Source organism: Kitasatospora nipponensis, from assembly GCF_039528135.1.
Classification (GTDB): domain Bacteria; phylum Actinomycetota; class Actinomycetes; order Streptomycetales; family Streptomycetaceae; genus Kitasatospora; species Kitasatospora nipponensis.
The window spans coordinates 1-1,065 of sequence record NZ_BAAALF010000512.1 but is presented as its reverse complement, the minus strand read 5'-3'; the positions used below and the strand labels follow the sequence as shown (position 1 = coordinate 1,065).

The 1,065-nt window shown below is 64.8% G+C and carries 1 protein-coding gene; it reads left to right on the top strand.

The genetic code is table 11. The features are described from left to right. On the top strand, positions 1-1,051 hold a 1,051-nt coding region (locus ABD323_RS41565), incomplete at its 5' end, for an RHS repeat-associated core domain-containing protein (RefSeq protein ID WP_344447279.1). Between the last annotated feature and the right edge of the window lie 14 nt (positions 1,052-1,065).

Below are 1,065 nucleotides of genomic sequence, written 5' to 3'. Positions count from 1 at the left end.
CACCCGGCTGTCCAAGAAGCCCGATACCTGGCGCTACAGCTGGGACGCCGAGGACCATCTCACCGAGGTCAGCACCCCCGACGGCACCCGTTGGCGTTACCGCTACGACCCCTTCGGTCGGCGAATCGCCAAGCAGCGCCTGGCCGTCGACGGCAGCACGGTCGAGGAGCAGACCGAGTTCACCTGGGATGGCCCCACCCTCGTCGAGCAGACCACCAGGGCCCCCTATCTGCCGGGACCACACACACTGACCTGGGACTACCACGAGCTCCACCCGCTCACCCAGACCGAGACCATCACCACCGCGGCGTCCGACAGTGGCTCGCAGGAGCAGGTCGACCGACGCTTCTTCGCCATCGTCACCGACCTGGTCGGCACACCGACCGAACTCGTCGATCCGGCCACCGGAACCATCGCCTGGCGGTCCACACCCACCCTGTGGGGGCACACCACCTGGCCCAGCGACAGCAGCACCTATACACCTCTGCGCTTCCCCGGCCAGTACTTCGACCCGGAGACCCGGCTGCACTACAACGTCAATCGCTACTACGACCCCGAGACCGGCCGCTACACCACCCCGGATCCCCTCGGGCTCACCCCTGACCCCAATCCCGACACGTACATCCACAACCCGCATACCTGGACCGACCCCCTAGGGCTCTCCCCGCACCCCGGTCGTCCCACTGGGCCCGATCCCCACGGACATATCGTCTACCGGGCACTTTCCCCTCATGACAACCCCGCGAACGGATTGACAGCCCGCGACCCCAACAATGCGGGAGTGAGGCCACTATCGCATGTCGCCGGAAAGAAACGGTCGCCCTGGATATCCATGACCAAGAATCCCGACATAGCCTTCGACAAGTACGACCAAGGCCACGGGGTGGTCGCCATCGACCTGCGCCGGATGCCCTATCGATATGTGGACATTTCTGATGGCCCCTTCCCATCCAGCAGGCGACACAGCGCCTACGCCCGCAAGGACTCCGAAGTGCTAGCCTGGCAGCACATTCCAGCGGATGCAATTGTCGGACACTGGCCGGGAGCTTGACTGATGGAAGAACT